Source organism: Erythrobacter sp. S57(2025) (assembly GCF_057365055.1).
Genome location: NZ_CP200299.1, coordinates 3,054,019 through 3,072,898, shown reverse-complemented (window position 1 = coordinate 3,072,898; position 18,880 = coordinate 3,054,019). Strand labels below are relative to the sequence as shown.

General features: G+C 53.7%; 18 protein-coding genes. 8 read left to right on the top strand and 10 right to left on the bottom strand.

Annotation, left to right across the window (positions count from 1 at the left end):
• The first annotated feature begins 71 nt into the window (after positions 1 to 71).
• The 3 genes from lptB (at position 72) to ctrA (ending at position 3,261) form a co-directional block, all read left to right on the top strand.
• A complete protein-coding gene (lptB, locus tag AC0V6N_RS14770; RefSeq protein WP_486172297.1) occupies positions 72 to 860 on the top strand; it encodes an LPS export ABC transporter ATP-binding protein in 789 nt (262 codons plus the stop codon).
• Between the two features lie 12 nt (positions 861 to 872).
• Positions 873 to 2,369, top strand: coding sequence for an RNA polymerase factor sigma-54 (gene rpoN / locus AC0V6N_RS14765; protein ID WP_486172296.1), 1,497 nt, complete (start codon positions 873 to 875; stop codon positions 2,367 to 2,369).
• A 196-nt stretch (positions 2,370 to 2,565) separates the two neighbouring features.
• Complete coding sequence (gene ctrA, locus AC0V6N_RS14760; RefSeq protein ID WP_486172295.1) at positions 2,566 to 3,261, top strand: response regulator transcription factor CtrA; 696 nt, start codon at positions 2,566 to 2,568, stop codon at positions 3,259 to 3,261.
• A gap of 77 nt (positions 3,262 to 3,338) precedes the next feature.
• Here ctrA and AC0V6N_RS14755 read toward each other — a convergent pair whose 3' ends face one another.
• Positions 3,339 to 4,547, bottom strand: coding sequence for a mechanosensitive ion channel family protein (locus AC0V6N_RS14755; protein WP_486172294.1), 1,209 nt, complete (start codon positions 4,545 to 4,547; stop codon positions 3,339 to 3,341).
• Between the two features lie 101 nt (positions 4,548 to 4,648).
• On the opposite strand from AC0V6N_RS14755, the gene trmB reads away from it, so the two are divergent.
• Both trmB and AC0V6N_RS14745 read left to right on the top strand, forming a co-directional pair.
• Complete coding sequence (trmB, locus tag AC0V6N_RS14750; RefSeq protein WP_486172293.1) at positions 4,649 to 5,350, top strand: tRNA (guanine(46)-N(7))-methyltransferase TrmB; 702 nt, start codon at positions 4,649 to 4,651, stop codon at positions 5,348 to 5,350.
• Positions 5,351 to 5,402: 52 nt separating this feature from the next.
• Positions 5,403 to 6,644, top strand: coding sequence for an S-methyl thiohydantoin desulfurase family protein (locus tag AC0V6N_RS14745; protein WP_486172292.1), 1,242 nt, complete (start codon positions 5,403 to 5,405; stop codon positions 6,642 to 6,644).
• A 20-nt stretch (positions 6,645 to 6,664) separates the two neighbouring features.
• Here AC0V6N_RS14745 and AC0V6N_RS14740 read toward each other — a convergent pair whose 3' ends face one another.
• Complete coding sequence (locus AC0V6N_RS14740; RefSeq protein ID WP_486172291.1) at positions 6,665 to 8,926, bottom strand: NADP-dependent malic enzyme; 2,262 nt, start codon at positions 8,924 to 8,926, stop codon at positions 6,665 to 6,667.
• Between the two features lie 143 nt (positions 8,927 to 9,069).
• Between AC0V6N_RS14740 and mutS the strand changes: the two genes are divergently transcribed.
• Together mutS and AC0V6N_RS14730 are read left to right on the top strand one after the other, a co-directional pair.
• Entirely contained in the window at positions 9,070 to 11,700 is a 2,631-nt protein-coding gene (gene mutS, locus AC0V6N_RS14735) for a DNA mismatch repair protein MutS (protein ID WP_486172290.1), read from the top strand.
• Between the two features lie 46 nt (positions 11,701 to 11,746).
• Positions 11,747 to 12,217, top strand: coding sequence for a hypothetical protein (locus tag AC0V6N_RS14730; protein ID WP_486172289.1), 471 nt, complete (start codon positions 11,747 to 11,749; stop codon positions 12,215 to 12,217).
• 13 nt (positions 12,218 to 12,230) lie between these two features.
• Here AC0V6N_RS14730 and AC0V6N_RS14725 read toward each other — a convergent pair whose 3' ends face one another.
• Genes AC0V6N_RS14725 through gluQRS form a run of 4 tightly spaced genes read right to left on the bottom strand, consistent with a single transcriptional unit; the run spans position 12,231 to position 14,879 of the window.
• Positions 12,231 to 13,100, bottom strand: coding sequence for a 3-hydroxyacyl-CoA dehydrogenase family protein (locus AC0V6N_RS14725; RefSeq protein ID WP_486172288.1), 870 nt, complete (start codon positions 13,098 to 13,100; stop codon positions 12,231 to 12,233).
• 58 nt (positions 13,101 to 13,158) lie between these two features.
• Positions 13,159 to 13,734 (bottom strand): cob(I)yrinic acid a,c-diamide adenosyltransferase, encoded by a 576-nt coding sequence (locus AC0V6N_RS14720; RefSeq protein WP_486172287.1) that lies wholly within the window; start codon positions 13,732 to 13,734, stop codon positions 13,159 to 13,161.
• Between the two features lie 32 nt (positions 13,735 to 13,766).
• A complete protein-coding gene (locus AC0V6N_RS14715; protein ID WP_486172286.1) occupies positions 13,767 to 14,000 on the bottom strand; it encodes a hypothetical protein in 234 nt (77 codons plus the stop codon).
• Between the two features lie 6 nt (positions 14,001 to 14,006).
• Positions 14,007 to 14,879 carry a tRNA glutamyl-Q(34) synthetase GluQRS gene (gene gluQRS, locus AC0V6N_RS14710; protein ID WP_486172285.1) on the bottom strand — a complete coding sequence of 291 codons (873 nt, stop codon included), beginning with the start codon at positions 14,877 to 14,879 and terminating at the stop codon, positions 14,007 to 14,009.
• A 141-nt stretch (positions 14,880 to 15,020) separates the two neighbouring features.
• On the opposite strand from gluQRS, the gene AC0V6N_RS14705 reads away from it, so the two are divergent.
• Entirely contained in the window at positions 15,021 to 15,629 is a 609-nt protein-coding gene (locus tag AC0V6N_RS14705) for an HNH endonuclease (protein WP_486172510.1), read from the top strand.
• An 8-nt stretch (positions 15,630 to 15,637) separates the two neighbouring features.
• On the opposite strand, the gene AC0V6N_RS14700 is transcribed toward AC0V6N_RS14705, so the two are convergent.
• The 4 genes from AC0V6N_RS14700 to dksA form a co-directional block, all read right to left on the bottom strand.
• Positions 15,638 to 16,081: a DUF4112 domain-containing protein gene (locus tag AC0V6N_RS14700; protein ID WP_486172284.1), complete on the bottom strand. Its 444-nt coding sequence runs from the start codon at positions 16,079 to 16,081 to the stop codon at positions 15,638 to 15,640.
• An 18-nt stretch (positions 16,082 to 16,099) separates the two neighbouring features.
• On the bottom strand, positions 16,100 to 17,386 hold the full coding sequence (locus AC0V6N_RS14695) for an ABC transporter substrate-binding protein (RefSeq protein ID WP_486172283.1): 1,287 nt from the start codon (positions 17,384 to 17,386) through the stop codon (positions 16,100 to 16,102).
• A 252-nt stretch (positions 17,387 to 17,638) separates the two neighbouring features.
• Complete coding sequence (locus AC0V6N_RS14690; protein WP_486172282.1) at positions 17,639 to 18,016, bottom strand: PilZ domain-containing protein; 378 nt, start codon at positions 18,014 to 18,016, stop codon at positions 17,639 to 17,641.
• Positions 18,017 to 18,215: 199 nt separating this feature from the next.
• Positions 18,216 to 18,674, bottom strand: coding sequence for an RNA polymerase-binding protein DksA (gene dksA, locus AC0V6N_RS14685; protein WP_486172281.1), 459 nt, complete (start codon positions 18,672 to 18,674; stop codon positions 18,216 to 18,218).
• Positions 18,675 to 18,880: the final 206 nt, after the last annotated feature.

Here is an 18,880-nt window from a genome sequence, read left to right as displayed (position 1 = left end):
CAAGCAAAAATCTTGCCAAAATCGGTGCGTCTACTCTTTTCTGAAAGAATCGGGGTGCTATTGAACTACGAATGAGTGATTCTGAGACCCTCTCGCCCACTACCGAAGATCTCGCTGATCAGGCATTCCCGGCCAGCGATGGCGGGCTTGAGGTTATCTCAATTGCAAAAAGCTATGACAAAAGAGCCGTCCTGACTGACATTTCTTTGACAGTCGCAAAGGGGGAGGTGCTTGGTTTGCTTGGACCAAATGGTGCCGGCAAGACCACATGCTTTTACTCCATCATGGGCCTCGTAAAGCCTGACTCCGGCCGCATCCTGATGGATGGGGAGGATGTGACGAACTTGCCCATGTACCGCCGCGCAATCCTTGGCTTAGGTTATCTTCCTCAGGAAACGAGCATTTTTCGCGGCATGACGGTTGAGCAGAACATCAACTGCGTGCTCGAGATGGTTGAACCTGATTCCACCACTCGCGCTCAGGAACTAGAGCGTCTGCTTGAAGAATTCGGTCTAACGCGCCTTCGCGAGAGCCCCGCAATGGCGCTCTCAGGCGGTGAGAGACGTCGGTGCGAGATTGCGCGAGCTTTAGCCGCAAAGCCTTCGATTATGCTTTTGGATGAGCCTTTTGCAGGTATCGACCCGCTTTCAATAAGCGACATTCGCGACCTCGTAAAGGATCTCAAAAGGCGCGGCATTGGCGTTCTCATTACCGATCATAATGTGCGCGAAACGCTCGATATCGTAGATCGCGCCTGCATCATATATGGTGGTCAGGTCCTGTTTGCCGGATCACCGCAGGCGCTGGTCGCGGATGAGAACGTGAAGCGGCTTTACCTCGGCGAGAGCTTCACGCTTTAAGAGTTTGACCTGATGGCTCTAGGTCCTCGCCTCGATCTCAGACAATCCCAGTCTTTGGTGATGACGCCGCAATTGCAGCAGGCGATCAAGCTGCTTGCCGCTTCAAACCTTGAGATTGAGACGTTTATCGGTGACGCACTGGAAACCAACCCACTGCTTGAGGCAGGAACGGTTTCGGCAGATGGCGATGTTTCATCGGGTGAGCCAGAAGATATCCCAAGGGAAGAGTTTACCTCGGACCAGCTAATGTCTCAGGCACAAGGCGAAACTGAAGCACCGCTCGATATTGATAGTAGTGCCATTGATAGGGACCGTGACACAGGCGATGGGGCGATTACCGCATCGTCAGATTGGGGGACGGCAGACAGCATTGGTGGCACAGACGGAAATGATTTCCCCAACTTAGAGGCAACCAAGCCAAATCAGATTTCCTTAGGAGAACACCTCGACGCGCAAATCGGTGGACTTGCGGTAAGTGATAAAGAGGCATTCGCCGCCAGACATATCGCAGGGCTGCTGGACGATGCTGGCTATCTCACCAGCGATCTTCGCGAAATTGCTTATGATCTGGGTGTAACGCTCGATGCTGTCGAGGACGCACTCGAGGTCGTCCAAATGTGCGATCCAAGTGGAGTTGGGGCCCGCAGCCTATCCGAGTGCCTCGCGCTTCAAGCGCGCGAGGCTGATAGGTTTGACCCCTGCATGCGCCGATTGATCGAGAATTTAGAATTGGTGGCGCAAGGCGAGGTGGCAAGGCTCAAGCGGATCTGCCGCGTAGATGACGAAGACTTTGCTGACATGCTGCGCGAACTGCGCAGTTACGACCCAAAACCTGGCCTTGCCTTTTCATCAACTGAAACCAGCGCAGTCGTTCCAGACGTATTGCTCCGAACCACTGAAACGGGCGGCTGGAATATTGAGCTGAATGAAGAGACGCTGCCGCGCCTTGTGATCAATCGCAGCTACTATGTCGAACTCAATGAAGGAACACCCGATCCTGAAACGCAAAGCTGGCTCAAAGAAAAGCTGGCCGATGCACACTGGCTAATCAGAGCGCTGGATCAGAGGCAAAGAACCATTCTTAAGACAGCCGCCGAAATCGTTAAGCAGCAAGAGGGTTTCTTTCGGCGTGGTGTTTCAGAGTTAAAGCCGCTCACACTTCGCGAGGTAGCCGAAGAGATCGAGATGCATGAAAGCACTGTCAGTCGCGTTACCAGCAACAAATACCTGCATTGCGACCGTGGCTGCTTTGAATTAAAATATTTCTTTTCCAGTGGTGTTGGATCAACCGACGGCGAAGGTGCATCCTCAGAAGCAATTAAGGCCCGCATCAAGGCGCTCACAGACGCAGAAGACCCAAAAAAGGTTTTGTCAGATCAAAAGTTGGCGGACCTTCTAAAGGACGAAGGCTTCGATCTGGCACGTCGCACTGTTGCCAAGTATCGAGAGGCTGTTGGGATCGGATCAAGCGCGCAAAGACGACGACAAAAGAAGCTCGCAGGTTTGTAGTTTCAGGCCAAGACCCCTCAGAATTGAGCCCCCCGTCAGCCTACGTAACACCCCTGCGACTCGCGGAGTAAGCTGGGTTTACGCAAAATTAACCTTTTCCGTTCAGAACTTGTGTGGTTAATAGATGGCAACACCTTTTACCAAGGGGTTACCAAGCGAACCATGTCCGCCGTAAGGGGCAATTAGGGGACCGGAAATGCGAGTGCTGTTGATTGAGGACGAGCCAACAACCGCGAAAGCGATTGAACTCATGCTCACTACCGAAGGCTTTAACGTCTACGCCACCGATCTTGGCGAAGAAGGCCTCGATCTGGGTAAGCTGTATGATTACGATATCATCCTGCTCGACCTTAACCTGCCTGATATGCACGGCTATGACGTGCTTAAGAAGTTGCGCGTTGCCAAAGTGCAAACGCCTGTGTTGATCCTCTCTGGCATTGCCGAGATGGACAGCAAGATCCGCTCATTTGGCTTTGGCGCAGACGACTATGTTACCAAGCCATTCCATCGCGAAGAGCTAGTGGCACGCATCCATGCTGTGGTCCGCCGTTCGAAAGGTCACAGTCAGTCGATTATTCGCACTGGAAAATTGGCAGTGAACCTCGATGCTAAAACCGTTGAGGTTGACGGTGCGCGCGTTCATCTGACCGGTAAAGAATATGCGATGCTCGAACTTTTGAGCCTGCGCAAAGGCACCACTCTTACAAAAGAGATGTTCCTCAACCACCTTTATGGCGGGATGGACGAGCCTGAGCTTAAGATCATCGATGTGTTTATTTGTAAGCTGCGCAAGAAGCTTAGCCACGCATGTGGCGGTGAAAACTACATTGAGACTGTTTGGGGCCGCGGCTACGTTCTGCGTGATCCACAGGAAGAGGCCGAAGCAGCCTGAGCTTCGCCCGCGATACTTCTGACTATACAAGACGCCTGATGCCCAGCTGGGTCTCAGGCGTCTTGCGTTTGCGACTTCTAGTCTTTCGCTAGAGCCGCGAAGTCTCGACCGGTCGGCTCCTGAAACAATTTGAGATCAAATTCTGACACGATCGCCAACAGGTGGTCGAATATATCCGCTTGAATACTCTCATATTCATTCCAGGCAGTCGTGTCAGTGAAGCAGTATATTTCGATTGGCAGGCCTTGAGGTCCAGAGGGTAATTGTCGGACTAGCAGGGTAAAGTGCTCCCCAATGCGCGGGTGCCACTGAAGATAAGCAATCATGTAAGCGCGCAAAGTGCCAATATTGGTCAGTCTACGAGCGTTGACCGGCGCATCTTCGCCATCTAGCTCACGCTCATTCCACTCGGTGATTTCTTCCCGCTTTGCCGCCAAATAGCCTTTGAGCATCTTAAACTTCTTGAGCTCGACGACTTCATCATCATGCAAGAAACGGATGGTGTTTTGATCGAGCGTGATTGAACGCTTTATCCGGCGACCACCGCTCTCGCTCATTCCCCGCCAGTTTTGGAAGGCATCGGAGACCAAGCGGTGAGTTGGGATCGTTGAGATGGTCTTGTCGAAGTTCTGCACTTTCACCGTATGGAGTGAAATATCGATCACATCACCGTCAGCGTCCATGCTCGGCATCGTGATCCAGTCACCCACGCGCAGCATATCATTGGTGGTGAGTTGGACGCTCGCGACGAGGCTGAGGATCGTATCCTTAAATACGAGCAGCAAGACCGCAGTTATGGCCCCAAGACCGGAGAGCAGAAGAAGCGGAGACTCATCGATCAAAACCGAAATGAGGACAATTGCAGCGCCACAAAGCACGACAATCTTAACCACCTGAACGAAGCCCTTGATCGGTCGGTTTTTGGACGTCGGCAATCGCTCATACACTTCATTTGCGTAGGTCAACGCTTTGACAATCGCCATCGCAACCGAAAGCACGATTGCGGCCTGCGTGACATTGGCAATGACAGTCTGCAAGCCCTCACCAAGCCCTCGCACAGCCCAGATACCATTTGATATCACGAGCAGAGGGAAAACGGTTGCAAGCCAAGTAGCCGATTTATCGATCGTCTTTGATTTGCTGTCGAGATATGGTGCAGCGGCGCGTAAAATTATGTATTTCAACACATAATTTACAGCCAATGCTGCCAAAAGCAGAGCGACGACACCAACGGTCGACTGCACCCAGAGCGGTTGCTCAGCTAAGATATTTCTAAAAACTTCCATCTAATCGCGGAGATATAGGCAAGTACGCCCTTCCCTCAACCCAGCGCATGAAGAATTCTTGGGCTAGACAAGCGCTCCATACCGAGACTAGCGCGCATCTCATGAGCGCATACAAAGAAGGTGACCCGACCACACTGAGCCGTCTCTATGGCCGCAGCGTAGGCAAACCCCTACGTGCGCGCCAACAAGAGCTGGTTGACAACCTGCTGCCGAAAATCGCCGTACCTGCCGACGGTCCAGTTGATGCTGTCGGTCTGTTTGGAGAGGATTGCCCGCTTCATTTCGAGATCGGAATTGGCGGGGGCGAACACTTAGCTTACCGCGCCGATCTGCTTCCTAATCATGGCTTCATTGGCGCAGAGCCGTTTCTCAATGGTGTCGCGCAAGCGCTCTCTCATGTTGAGGAAAAACGGCTTGCAAACGTACGGTTACACCATGGCGATGCGATCGAAGTGCTCCAGCGCATCCCTGACAATGCGCTCACGATGGCCTATCTGCTTCATCCTGATCCATGGCCCAAGGCGCGCCATGCCAAAAGGCGTATGATGAATGACGGGCCCGTTAAATTGATCGCCGACAAGCTTAAGCCCGGCGGGGAATTCCGCTTTGGAACGGACCACGCGGTGTATGTTCGCCATGCCCTTATGGTCATGCAACGGTTTAGCGACGTGTTTGAATGGGTAGTTGAAAAGCCAGCGAATTGGCAGAAGCGACCAAGCGGTTGGTGCGAAACTCGTTACGAGCAAAAAGCGCGCGAAGTCTTTAAGCACGAGGTCTGGTACTTCCGCTTCCGAAAACGTTGAATTGCAATTCGACCAGCTTATCGCCAATCTCTTCGCAAAAGGGGAAATGGTGATGGTTGCACGGCGACAGTTTCTGGGCGGATTGGCAGTGGCAGCCGGAACCTTGGCTGCTTGTAAGAAAATTGCTCCAAGCGGCGGGGTCGGTGCAACCAGCCGATCATCCAATCCAGGCGCAACCATACTGAACGCAGAAGCGCTAGAGGATGCCCTAGTCGGAAGCTCTTATCTCGGCACGGGAGGTGGTGGCAGCCTCGAAGAAGCGCGCGAACTCATCGCCAAGGATCTCGAAGCAGGGCTAACCTTTGCCTCTTTGCCGGTTGGCGCCCTTGCAGACGATGACCGTGTTGCATGCCCCTATGGTCTTGCCAGTCTGGCTGAAACGGATGCCCAAATGCAGGCACGGCTTGATGCGATTGAAAACAAAGTGGAAGCTCCGGTCCAGCTGGCCTTCGAAGTGCTGGAAAATCACCTTGATCAAAAGTTCTCCGGGGTGATTCTCGGTGAAATTGGCCCTTTGAGTCTAGCGGAAGGGCTCTCAATTGCAGCTCGACTGGGCATGCCTGCGCTAGATGCCGACACGGTTGGGCGGGCGGTGCCTGAGATTAACCAGCACTCTGTGAAGGTAGCCGGTATCCCGCTCACGCCAATTGGCGCTGCCACACCATTTGGCGACGAAATGGTGGTGGAGACACTAGGCGACCCAGCGCGTGCGGAAGATATCCTTCGCAGTATAGCCGTTGTCAGTCGCGAATGCGGGGTGTGCGATAGTCCGATCACGGGGGCTCAGGCGAAGCAGGAAGGTACTCTCGTCACAGGGAGCCTTACACTTGCAAGAAACATTGGCGCAGCAGTGCGGGAGGCGAAAGCAAATGGTAACGACCCTATTGAGGCAGCGCGCAAGGTAGGAGAAGGTTATCTGCTCTTCACCGGTATCATTGCAGGGACGGAGTGGCGCGATGAAGATGGATTTCTTCAAGGCAAAGTCGCAATCACCGGGAGCGATGAGTTCGCCGGACGAACGTTTGAGACTGATGTTAAAAATGAGCATCTCGTGGCGCGCCGTGACGGCACGATTATCGCGACTTGCCCAGACCTCATCAGCATAATCGACATCGTAAGCTCTGATGGGATTGTGAACCCAGGGTATGAGAACGGTCAGCGGGTCGCTGTGCTCGGCTTCAAGTGCAACCCGATCTGGCGAACACAGGCTGGTCTTGCGGTCTTTAGCCCACGCTATTTTGGTTACGATATTGACTACGTGCCGATCGACGATCGCCTAGCCGGTGCTTCTTAAACGGGACTATTAGCCTCAGATCAGCCAACGATCCCTGCGCTAGACAATACCGCCAAGGTCAACACATCAGGCGCAGCTGCAGTCATCGGCACAATCTGTACGGGTTTCTCCATCCCAATCAGCATGGGACCGACCGTTGTGTTAGCCCCCAATTCTCTTAGCAGTTTTGCTGACAGGTTGGCAGATTGCAGACCAGGCATGATGAGCACATTTGCTGGACCTGAGAGGCGACTAAAGGGGTAAAGCTCCATCACCCTAGGGTTCAGAGCTGCATCGGGCGCCATCTCGCCTTCATATTCAAAATCACAGCCATCGCGGTCAAGGATGGCAACAGCATCGCGAATATTGCTGAGCCATTGGCCAGACGGGTTGCCGAAGGTCGAATAGGAAAGAAACGCGACACGAGGTTCGTGACCCATGCGCCGCGCCACCGCCGCTGTTTCTTTCGCAATGTAGGCGAGTTCTTCTGAATCGGGGCGTTCGTTGATTGTTGTGTCAGCAAGGAAGGTAGTGTGGTTCTTGCCGATCATCATGTGAATACCGAACGGCAGTGCATCCGGCTTCTTGTCCAAAACTAGATTCACTTCGCGCACGGTTTGCGCATAAGTGCGCGTCACGCCGGATATCATGCCGTCGCCGTGGCCGAGCGCCACAAGCAGAGCGGCGAATACGTTGCGCTCTTGATTGACCATCCGCCGCACATCACGCTCAGTATATCCGCGGCGTTGCAACCGCTTATAGAGATAGTCGACCATGGCGGGCACGTGAGCGCTGTCGGCCGAGTTTTGAATCTCAAAACTGCCTGGGTCAGAAACGGAAAGCTGATGAAGTTTATCCATCACAGCCTTTGTCCGACCGACGAGAATTGGCGTGCCATAGCCAAAGTCGCGGAACTGGATAGCCGCTCGTAAGACCACTTCCTCTTCTGCTTCAGCGAACACCATACGTTTGGGATTCGCTTTGGCTTCGTTGTAGACACCGGTCAAAACCGAAGTTGTTGGATTAAGTCGTGAGCGCAATGCCACACCATAGGCTTCAAAATCGTCGATCTGAGTCTGAGCAACTCCGGAATCCATGGCCGCTTTAGCAACAGCTGAGGAGACAACCTCGATCAAGCGCGGGTCGAACGGTGCCGGGATGATGTAGTCGGTGCCAAATTTTTGGTTTTTGCCATATGCGCTCGCCACTTCTTCAGGCACGCGTTCCCTCGCAAGCTCTGCAATCGCGGTCGCAGCAGCCACTTTCATTTCTTCATTGATGGTGGTCGCCTGAACATCAAGTGCACCGCGGAAAATGAACGGGAAGCCTAGTACGTTGTTTACCTGGTTGGGAAAATCGCTCCGGCCGGTTGCAATAATGGCGTCTGGGCGAACTGCCTTGGCCTCGTCAGGCATGATTTCCGGTACCGGATTGGCCATCGCAAAAATAATCGGCTTATCCGCCATATCCTCAACCCACTCTGGCTTCAGCGCTCCAGCCGCGGAAAGCCCCAAGAAAATATCCGCGCCCTTCAACGCCTCTTCCAGGCTGGTCGCGTCGGTCGCCACCGCATGCGCGCTTTTCCATTGGTCGACGTTCTCGCGACCCGGTGTGATTGGACCGCTGCGGTCACACATGATCACATTTTCGTGCTTTACGCCCATTGCTTTGATGAGCGCCGTACACGCGATCGCCGCAGCGCCTGCGCCGTTCACGACAACTTTGACGTCCCCGATTTTGCGGTCTGTCAAATAGCAGGCATTCAACAGGCCGGCCGCCGTGATGATTGCCGTACCGTGCTGATCATCGTGCATGATCGGAATATTCATTCGCTCGCGAAGTGCAGCTTCAATTATAAAACATTCAGGAGCTTTGATGTCTTCGAGATTGATACCGCCAAAACTGGGCTCCATCAGCGCAACCGCGTTGATGAAGGCTTCTGGGTCTTCGGTGGCGAGCTCAATGTCTATGGAATCGACATCAGCGAATCTTTTGAAGAGAACGGCTTTGCCCTCCATGACCGGCTTGGACGCAAGCGCGCCCAAATTTCCTAAACCGAGGATTGCAGAACCATTTGAAATAACCGCCACGAGGTTGGCTTTGGCCGTGTATCGAGCAGCGAGCGAAGGATCTGCAGCAATCGCCTCCACTGGAACCGCGACTCCCGGAGAATAGGCAAGGCTTAGGTCCCTCTGTGACGTCATGGGTTTGGTCGCGACAATCTCCAGCTTACCCGGACGGATCGTCTCGTGATAGAAAAGCGCTTCGCGACTGGTAAAGCCGCCTTTTGGTTCATCAGCCATGGATTGGCCCCCTAAAAATCCCAACAATTGCACCGTTGTTTTCGGGCTTAGCCCGCGATTGCACTAGATGATAGGGGCCAAGTGCGTTGAAAAGATCATGCGATCCCTTTCCGAATCATCGCGGGGCTGGCTAGTCGATACGCATGGGAGACAAACTCGCATCTAAGCCCACTCCGATGATGGAGCAGTATCTGGCCCTGAAACAGCAGGCTGAAGGATCACTGCTGTTCTATCGCATGGGTGACTTTTTCGAGCTGTTCTTTGAAGATGCAAAAGTCGCGGCGGAAATCCTCGACATCGCCTTGACCGCGCGTGGGGAGCATGATGGCGAACCCGTCGCCATGTGCGGAGTGCCAGTACACGCCGCAGAAGGATATCTGGCACGTTTGATTAAGTCTGGGCAGCGCGTCGCAATCGCGGAACAGGTTGAAACTCCCGATGAAGCCAAAGCGCGCGCCAAACGCGAGGGAAAACCGTCTTCAAAAGTGCTGGTGGCCCGCGATATCGTTCGGTTTGTAACAGCGGGCACGTTGACGGAAGAGGCCTTGCTAGAGCCTCGTCAAGCGAACTTGTTAGTCGCCTTGGCAGAAGTCCGCGGCACAATTGGCATCGCCAGCTGCGACATTTCGACTGGCACTGTGGTGCTTGAAGAATGCCATCCGGAAATGCTTTCAGCAGAGCTCGCGCGGCTGAACCCGACTGAAGTGATAGTGCCAGAAGGCTGGCCTCACGGCCCAGAAGGCGCAACGCTGCACGCCAAATCAGAATTCTCCAGTGATCTGGGCAAAGAACGACTTTGCGCCATAAACAGTGTTTCCACGCTTGATGGCTTTGGCGATTTCTCCAGGGCAATGCTAGCCGCTGCTGCGGGCCAAATTGCATATCTTGATCATGTTGGGCGCGGAACGCTCCCTCTTCTGCTCCCGCCATCGGCAAGGCTGGCATATTCCGGCATGGTTATGGATGAGGCGACGCGAACCAGTCTAGAAATACTCGAGGCCTCAAACGGTGGCAGAAAAGGCAGTCTGATTGCTGCAATCGATCGTTGCACCACTGGCGCAGGTTCACGGCTCCTCGCTCAAGACCTATCTGCTCCGCTTCTGGATCAGCTCGCGATAGAAAGTCGCCTAGGGCTTGTACAATTCTGGCTAGATCGCCCGATTGAACGGGCAAATATGCGCGATTGCCTGCGCTCCTTACCTGATATTGGTCGAGCGCTAGGTCGGGTTGTCGCGGGCCGAGGAAGTCCGCGGGATCTTGGCCAAATTCGCGATGGGTTGAGCGAAGCTGCCAGGCTCTATGACTGGCTCACAAGGGAGAGTGATCGCCCCGCTCTGCTGAACGAGATTATTCCGCAACTTGCTGGCCATGGGGCGCTTACAGATCATTTGGCGCGGGCGCTTATTGCATCTCCACCCACTGAACGCACAAACGGGGGGTACATTGCGCCTGGTTATGACGCTGCATTGGACGAACTTCGCGAAGTATCCGGAAATGCCAAACGGGCCATTGCCGCGATGGAGGCGCGCTATCGCAACGAAACTGGCATCTCGTCTCTTAAGATAAAGCACAATGGCGTATTGGGCTATTTTATCGAAGTGCCAAGCCGCCATGCCGACGCGTTGATGGCCCCGGAAAGCGGCTTTACGCATCGCCAGACTATGAAAGGCGCGGTTCGCTTCAACTCGATTGCCCTTCATGAGGAGGCGACCCGCATATCAGAAGCTGGCGGCCGCGCATTTGCAGCTGAAGAAGCGCATTTTGAAGAGCTGGTCGACAGCATCGCTCAAGCCAAAGAGAAAATTGCCAGTACGGCCGCTGCGTTGGCCAGGCTGGATGTGGCATCTGCGAATGCGGAGCGAGCTGCAGAAGGAGATTGGGCGCGACCAGCAATCAGCGATACGCAAGAATTAGGAATAGCCGGAGGGCGTCATCCAGTTGTCGAAGCGGCGCTAGAAAAGGACGGGCAGCGCTTCGTTGCCAACGATTGTGCACTCTCGTCGGACGATCGCCTGTGGCTAATTGGTGGCCCAAATATGGGCGGCAAGTCGACTTTTCTCAGGCAGAACGCGCTAATCGTCTTGATGGCACAAGCTGGGTGCTTCGTTCCAGCATCCTCAGCAAAGATTGGCTTGGTCGATCGCCTGTTTAGCCGCGTAGGGGCATCGGACAATTTAGCACGCGGCCGCTCAACCTTCATGGTGGAAATGGTCGAAACTGCGGCGATTCTGTCTCAGGCCACGCAGCAAAGCTTTGTAATTCTGGACGAAGTCGGGCGTGGAACATCAACCTACGATGGTCTTGCACTCGCATGGGCGGTTGTCGAGGCGATGCATTCACAGATTGAATGCAGGTGTTTATTCGCGACACATTATCACGAACTTGCTCGGCTTGCTGATAGTTGTAGCAAATTGTCATTGCATCATGTCCGAGCCAGAGAATGGAAGGGTGATCTGGTTCTGCTGCATGAGCTTGCAGAAGGACCCGCTGATCGATCTTACGGTCTTGCAGTTGCGAAGCTTGCGGGGGTGCCATCAAGTGTCGTGGAGCGCGCCGGCAGCGTTTTGAGCAAACTCGAGAAGTCCCGCGAAGAAACTGGTGGCTTGGAAGCTGGCTTGGGCGATCTTCCGCTTTTTGCTTCGATCCAACCACAAGAAGCCAGCCTCTCGGCTGAAGAGAAAATGGTCGAGGCATTGCGCGAGAGTGATCTGGACGCTCTTTCACCGCGAGAAGCCTTGGACCTCCTTTATGAGCTAAAGCATTCGCTGAATTGAAGCCTCTGCACGAATCTTTAACCGTCAGCGCGCTATTGGTTCTGCCATGTCAAAAAGCATGCTCGCCAACCCTAAAGCAGCGCTCGGATTTGCCGGCGTCGTCGTAGTCATTGCGATAGTTGCATCTTTCGGTGCGAACGCATTCTTTCCCGGTTCTGAGCCAGAGCCCGAACCCGTAGCGGCAGTTGAAGACGAAACCAATAAGGTAGCAGATGCTGCGCCAAGTCAGGATCAAGGCGCTGCATGGGGCGGCAATAGTTTGTCAGACAGTTGGAGCGCTTCGGCATCAGGATCTAATGTCCAGGCCGATAGCAATGGAAACCAAAGCACCCCGGACGAACCTACGCCCACTTTTGGCGAATATTCAGCGTCAGAACCTACCTCCGGACCGCGTGTGGCGAGAGGCGCTCAAAGCAATGCTCGCCCCGGCAGTCCGACTATCACATCAAGGGCAGCGCCAAGTGCGCCTCCAGTTCGTGGTGGCGGCGAACAAGCACCCGATTTAGTACAGCAATAAGTACTTTGCGCCGTCAGCGAGTTGGGACCGGTATTTCGCCAGAATAGTCGTAAAAACCTCTTCCCGTTTTTCGGCCAAGCCATCCAGCTTCAACATATTTAACGAGCAATGGCGCAGGGCGATATTTGCTATCGCGAGTTGTCTTGTAGAGCACCTTGATAATATCAAGGCAGGTATCCAAACCAACAAAATCAGCCAGCTGAAGTGGGCCCATCGGGTGATTCAGACCCAATCGGCACCCTTTGTCGATGTCTTCGATGCCGGCGGTAGACTGGCCAAGCACAAATACGGCTTCGTTGATCATCGGAAGCAGAATGCGATTGACCACGAAACCAGGCTCATCCTGACTGAGAACAACCTGCTTTCCCAATCCTTCAGCAAAGGCTGTCGTACGATCAGTCGTCGATTGAGCCGTGGCCAGTCCAGGTATCACCTCGATCAATCCCATGACCGGCACCGGATTGAAAAAATGAAGGCCGATAAAGCGCTCGGGATCTGGTGAGTGATTGGCCATCCGAGTAATCGGAATTGAGCTGGTATTCGAGGCCATGATCGCGTCAGATGCGAGGACTTTGCCAGCTTTCTCAAAGATCGATTGCTTGATCGGCTCTTGTTCCGTTGCAGCCTCAATTATGAGATCGGCTTCTCCCATCGGAGCGTAGTCAGCCAGCGGTGTGATGCGACCCAAAAGTGCTTCTGCTTCTCCGACTTCAATTTTGCCACGCCCCATGAGCTTCGAAATGGCGCTTTCGATCTTCGTTTTGCCAGCCTCGGCAGATGCTAGATCGATATCTGATAGAAGTACCGGCATGCCAAATGCCGCAACGGTTTGCGCGATTCCGCATCCCATTTGACCCGCCCCAATTACAGCGATCTTGCGCATAGTTCATCCTTCGCATGTGCAGCAAAGTGCGCTCACTAACCCGGAAGAACAGATGTGACTAGCGGTTTGCTCCGGGAATCCACTTCACATCCGCCCGACCCTCGTCATTGAGGATGCGACCAAGGACAAACAGTAAGTCTGACAGCCTATTGATATAGGCCAATGCTGCTGGATTGATGTCGGCTCCACTCGCAAGCTGTGTGACACAGCGCTCTGCGGCACGGGTTGTCGCTCGGGCGACATGAATCCGCGCCGCCGCCTCACTTCCCCCTGGAAGAACGAAACTGTCGAGAGGGGCGAGGCTCGCATTCAGAGCGTCAATCTGATCTTCCAGCCATTTCGGCTGCGCTTCAACAATGCGAAGAACCAATTCCGACGGTTTGAAATTGCCATCTTCGCTGGGCGTGGCAAGATCGGCGCCCAGATCAAAAAGATCATTTTGAATTCTTAAAAGCAGCGCACGATGTGCACTATCGCTAACTGAACATAATGCGAAACCAATCGAGCTATTGGCTTCGTCAATCGCGCCGATTGCAGCGATACGGGCGGAATTCTTGTCTGCGCGCGAGCCGTCTACGAGACTTGTTGTCCCATCGTCACCAGTTCGAGTGTAAATCTTATTTAGCTTGACCATGTCCGACCTATGGCTGGCCTAAAAGACCGCGTCTAGCTGCCAGCGGCAATCGCAATGATCCCCACCACGACAACTGCGGCGAACTGATATTTGATGCGGGCGAACATAGCTTTATTCTGCATCAGCTGCATCTCAGTCACAGTCTCACCCTTTCCACTTTCCAGATCAATCTTCGTTGTCTTTAGGAAAGCGACGATGCCACGAATGAGCGAGACTATCACAAGTACGCACAGCGCAATGAGAATCGGGATGAGTATGTAATTCATAAGCCTCTAAATGGATGGCTTCTCGCTAAGTTCCACCCCCAATGTGCCTTCACGCAATTGTTGGGCGATCGCGAGACCATCTTCTCCTCTCTCTCTTAGCTCTGCCAGCGCACTTGACCCTCGCCGTTTTGCTAGCTTCTTGCCGCCTTCATCGACGATCAGCTTATGGTGTAGCCAATGCGGTACGGGAAGCCCTAGCAATTCCTGCAAAACGCGATGGATGGAAGTTGCATCATACAGATCCATTCCCCGCGTTACCAACGTCACCCCGTCGGCGGCATCATCGACAGTAACCGCCAAATGATAACTCGCTGGCAAATCCTTTCGCACAAGGATCACATCGCCAAATTCGCGCGGGTCTGCGATGACGCTGCCGGAATGCTGGTCCGTCCAGACAATCTCCCCAACTCGGCCCATTGCTTTGTCGATATCAAGTCTGACAGCAGCGGGGCCTCTGAAGCCAGGCGTCCTAGCTCCACATGCGCGAACACAGCCTCCCGGATAATTGCGTCCGTCCTTGCCAATGCGCATTGGCGCCTTGGCCAATTCGTGACGTGTACAGGCGCAAGCGTAGACAAGCCCTTCTTGCTCAAGGCGTTCTATGGCTCTTTCGTATGCCGAAAGGCGCTCCGATTGAAAGGGGACGTCCGACCATTCCAGGCCAAGCCATTCGAGATCGCGCCGGAATTCTTCAGAGAGTTCCGGACGCGACCTTAGGCCGTCAATGTCTTCGATCCTGAGAAGAAATGTCCCGTTGGAATTTTTGGCGATATCGTGCGCTAAAATCGCGGAATATGCGTGACCCAGGTGCAAGCGACCGTTCGGGCTGGGCGCAAAGCGTGCCGTCGCCGGTTCTATGAAACTTTGTACTCCGGTCATCGTCATACGGGCATCATAGAGAGGCAATTGGGGACAATCACCGTAATTCTTCTATCTATCCCTGTGGATATGCTGGCTGTAGTGGCTTTGACTCTTTTCTCTGTCACGCCATGTTCAAGTCAATCAGGGAGAAGCGCAAAAGTGTTTCAAGCCGAGCTGATCGAGAAGACTGCGCGTTTCCGTAGCGCAGAAGAGGATCCGACACGCAATTTGTCGGCATGCCCTGCGCTTGTCCTAAATGCAGACTACACTCCACTGTCGTATTTCCCTTTGAGCCTGTGGCCTTGGCAGACAGCGATTAAGGCTGTGTTCCTCGACAGGGTCGATATCGTCGCAAGCTATGATCGTCAGGTGCATTCGCCAAACTTGGATATGAAAGTTCCAAGCGTCATCGCGCTGCGGCAATACGTGAAACAAAGTGAGTTTCCGGCATTCACTCGCTTCAACGTGTTCTTGCGAGACAGCTTTCAGTGCCAATACTGCGGAAACGCAGAACACCTAACTTTTGATCACGTGATACCACGCCGGCTGGGCGGTAAAACCACCTGGGAAAATATTATTACCGCTTGCTCTTCTTGCAATATGAAAAAGGGCGGAAGAACGCCGAAACAGGCAAGTATGCCAGTTGGCAGAGCGCCAATTCGCCCTACAAGCTGGCAGCTCCAGCAGCATGGCAAACAATTCCCGCCAAACTATCTCCACGAAACATGGCGGGACTGGCTCTATTGGGACATTGAGCTTGAAGCATAGACCTTGCTTCAGCCCTCAATGATGCGGGTCTCAGGGTGATGCTTATCCAAATGCTTCTTAATGATGCGAAGGTTTCGGGTATTTGACCGGAAAACGAAGTCAGCAGCATCGCCAACGACCGGCAACAATCCCAGCGCAGCATCAAAAGCTACATTCGCCCCCATTCGCGTTAAATGCCATTTGGATATACCAAGGTTTCGAGCTTCCCAGACAATGTAGGCGCCCATAGCAGTGGTGATGATATCGCCCAATACGGGCACAAGGCCGATCAACGCATCAAGGCCCACGGGTACATTAATCCCTGGAATATTGAATGAACGTTCCAAAAGAAGCTCGGCCGCCTCTACACGGGCGCGAATTGATGCGGGATCGGTGCCAGTGGGCAGTTCAACTCCTAGCAAACGAGAACTGTCAGAATGTCCATCCAGAAGAGGGCCATCGGGGAGGTTCATATTGCTCTCCTTCTTGTCCTATATGGGTGCTGAGCTCAGCGGGAACAAGGGGTGGAGCCCCCATTGGTTTGCTTGATAGCCATCCACTGCACCTCGCACGAGTGACCATCTGACGGGCGCGCCTAGGGGGATGTAAATCTCAGCTTCAATCAACTTATCATGCGCTTCTGACAATACCTCTTGCTTCAAGGCAGGATCGCTGATGGTCAGCGTTTCCTGAACCCGGGCGTCTACACCGGGTGAGCAAAGACCGACGTTCAAAGAACAATTGAACTGATTGAGGTACCACCGAGGTGAAGAATATCGGGCAAGGCGATCAAAAAGTTCTAAATCAGCTCCTTGGCCAAGCCCCGATCGCTCAGCTCCAATGCCGATTCCTTGCCAAGAATTAGAAATTTCCTCAAACAACAAATCGCCGCCTGGACCCTCAGGAATTCCAACCCGCACGGTTGCTTCGTTTCCGGTCCGACTTCGCCAATCAGAAACTCGTTGGCGGGCCGTGTTTCGTCTTTGTTCAATATCTTGGCCAAACCAGCGGGCACCTCCGGACGACATTTGCGGAAATAGTTCCAATGGAACAATCGAAGTGGTGGCTTGCCAGCCGCCAAGGCCAAACGGCTCTATCAATTCGCTCCTATCTAATGACATCGACAAAGCTTCACGAAGTTCCGGCTCTGCTAAGAGCCCATTCTCGGTCTTGATCATCAGTCCAAAAAGCCCGCGGGCTGGATCAACTTGAACTGTCCCGCGCGACAGTGGTCCCAGTTGCGCCATCGGAAAGTTCGCCAGAGTGCCGTTCAGCAACAAGTCGACATCCCCGTTTGAAAACGCGTCTACCGCAGCCTGTGCAGGCAATGCGCGAAGCGTCAGACTGCGCGCAGTTTCATTCTCTCGCGAGGGCAAACCTCTATCTTGCGGAGACATAGCACTAAGCCTTGCAATTTGCTCATCAGGTTCACGAGACACAATCATCGGGCCAGCGCCACTGCCTTGCTGAACAAAACCAAGTTCTGGCTGAGCCATGAGTCGCAAAAATTCTGGCATGGGAGCTGAAAGGCGGACTTCGACCACCCGACCGGTCATCGCTCGCACATCAACGACTTTCGCTAAATCGAGTCCAAGCGATGTTCCATCGAGACGGCGCAAGCGATCTTGCAGCAATATTCGAACATCGGCGGCGGTAATGGCTTCACCGTCTGGCCAGTCAGAAGCCCGGATACGAAAAATATAGCTAAGGCCGTCGTCAGTGACGATCCAACGCTCCGCAATGGCCGGGATGACTTGCCCTGCGGAGTCCAGCGCCACTAGCCCTTCGTTAGTTGCGGAGTACAGGTGTTGAGCGCCGACAGAAAGGCGGACGCCCTTCTCAAAAATCTCATCGTGCTCACCAATCACGCCTACGTTGAGTGGTCCACTATCAACACTTGGGCCACAGGCGGCCAACAAGAGGGATAGTGCTAGGGCAGTCGGTAGCTTTGACACGATTACCTAGATAGCAGCTTATTTTAGATTGGTCAGTGAGAAGTGACGATTTGCGGACTTATCGGGTCTGAACAATCAAACCTTGCGCAACCTACGAGGTTCAGGCGGCGGAGGTGCGCGATGCGCATAGGAAGTCGAGGCAACCTCACTTGGACTTCCCAAACCGTCATTGCTTGGTGCACGAGCGCGCTGTGAGTCGATCTCTTCGTCGAAGGCAATGCCAAATCGTTGGTCTTGGACCCAGGCCACATTGCCCCCTACGGATCCCACGTTACGCAACTCGATTTCGACCCGATTGCCGCGTTTTACGGCCAAAGGTCCTTCGCCCATCATGCCACCATCGGAGAGATTACGGACGCGAACCCGATGCTGTTCAGCGGCTTGCTCAACCTTGACATTCGCGAGCAAAAACAAACTGTCGCGAGAATCGCTTCTGGTCTCGACACCTGCCATTTGTCCTACATCTCCTACGCGCGGCCCTGCGCAAAGTATTCAAACCGTCGTGCAATCTTGCCCACGCAAAATTACTGCACTTGGCGTTAGGAGCTCGCGGTAAATGGCCCGTTAACGCCAGTTCATCGGAACCTGCAAAAGTCGTAGTTGTCCCATAGCGGAACGACTTTGGCTGATTTGTTTGCCAAGAGGATGAAGTTCAGTCGTCTCTGGAGACTTTTTCGCGCCGTTCGTGAGCTTCTTGCGCTTCGACGGTCATCGTTGCCACGGGCCGTGCAACAAGTCGCTTGAGGCCAATTGGATCGCCTGTCACTTCGCAATAGCCATATTCGCCCTGAGCAATCCGACGCAATGCTGAGTCAATCTTAGAAACGAGCTTGCGCTGACGATCACGTGTGCGAAGTTCGATACCCCAGTCGGTCTCACTAGATGCTCGATCGTTGAGGTCTGCTTCTCTAATAGGTCCATCAGCCAGAGACTGTAGTGTCTGGCCAGCGGCAGAATGAATCGAGCGCCGCCATTCGATAAGCAGCAGTTGAAAGTAAGCCTGCTGCCTCTCAGACATGTACTCCTCGTCATCACTCGGAACATATTCCGGGCCAACAAGGTTCTTAGCTCGTTCAATAATGTCGATTTCTTCAGACGCGGCCGCTGACATATGGTCCTCTAATCCCAAAAAACCTCTTGCGATACCGTCCCGTTTAGAGGTCTGGCAAATTCCAAACCCTTCTCGCCCCCCGGCAATTCCAAACGTTGCAGCGCCTATAGGCAACGCTTTTGACGCCCGCAAGCCAGTTTGAAAAAGAGCACCCATCATTCCTGATTAATGATTGGCTGGTGGACCTCAATTAGCTCGAATTGACG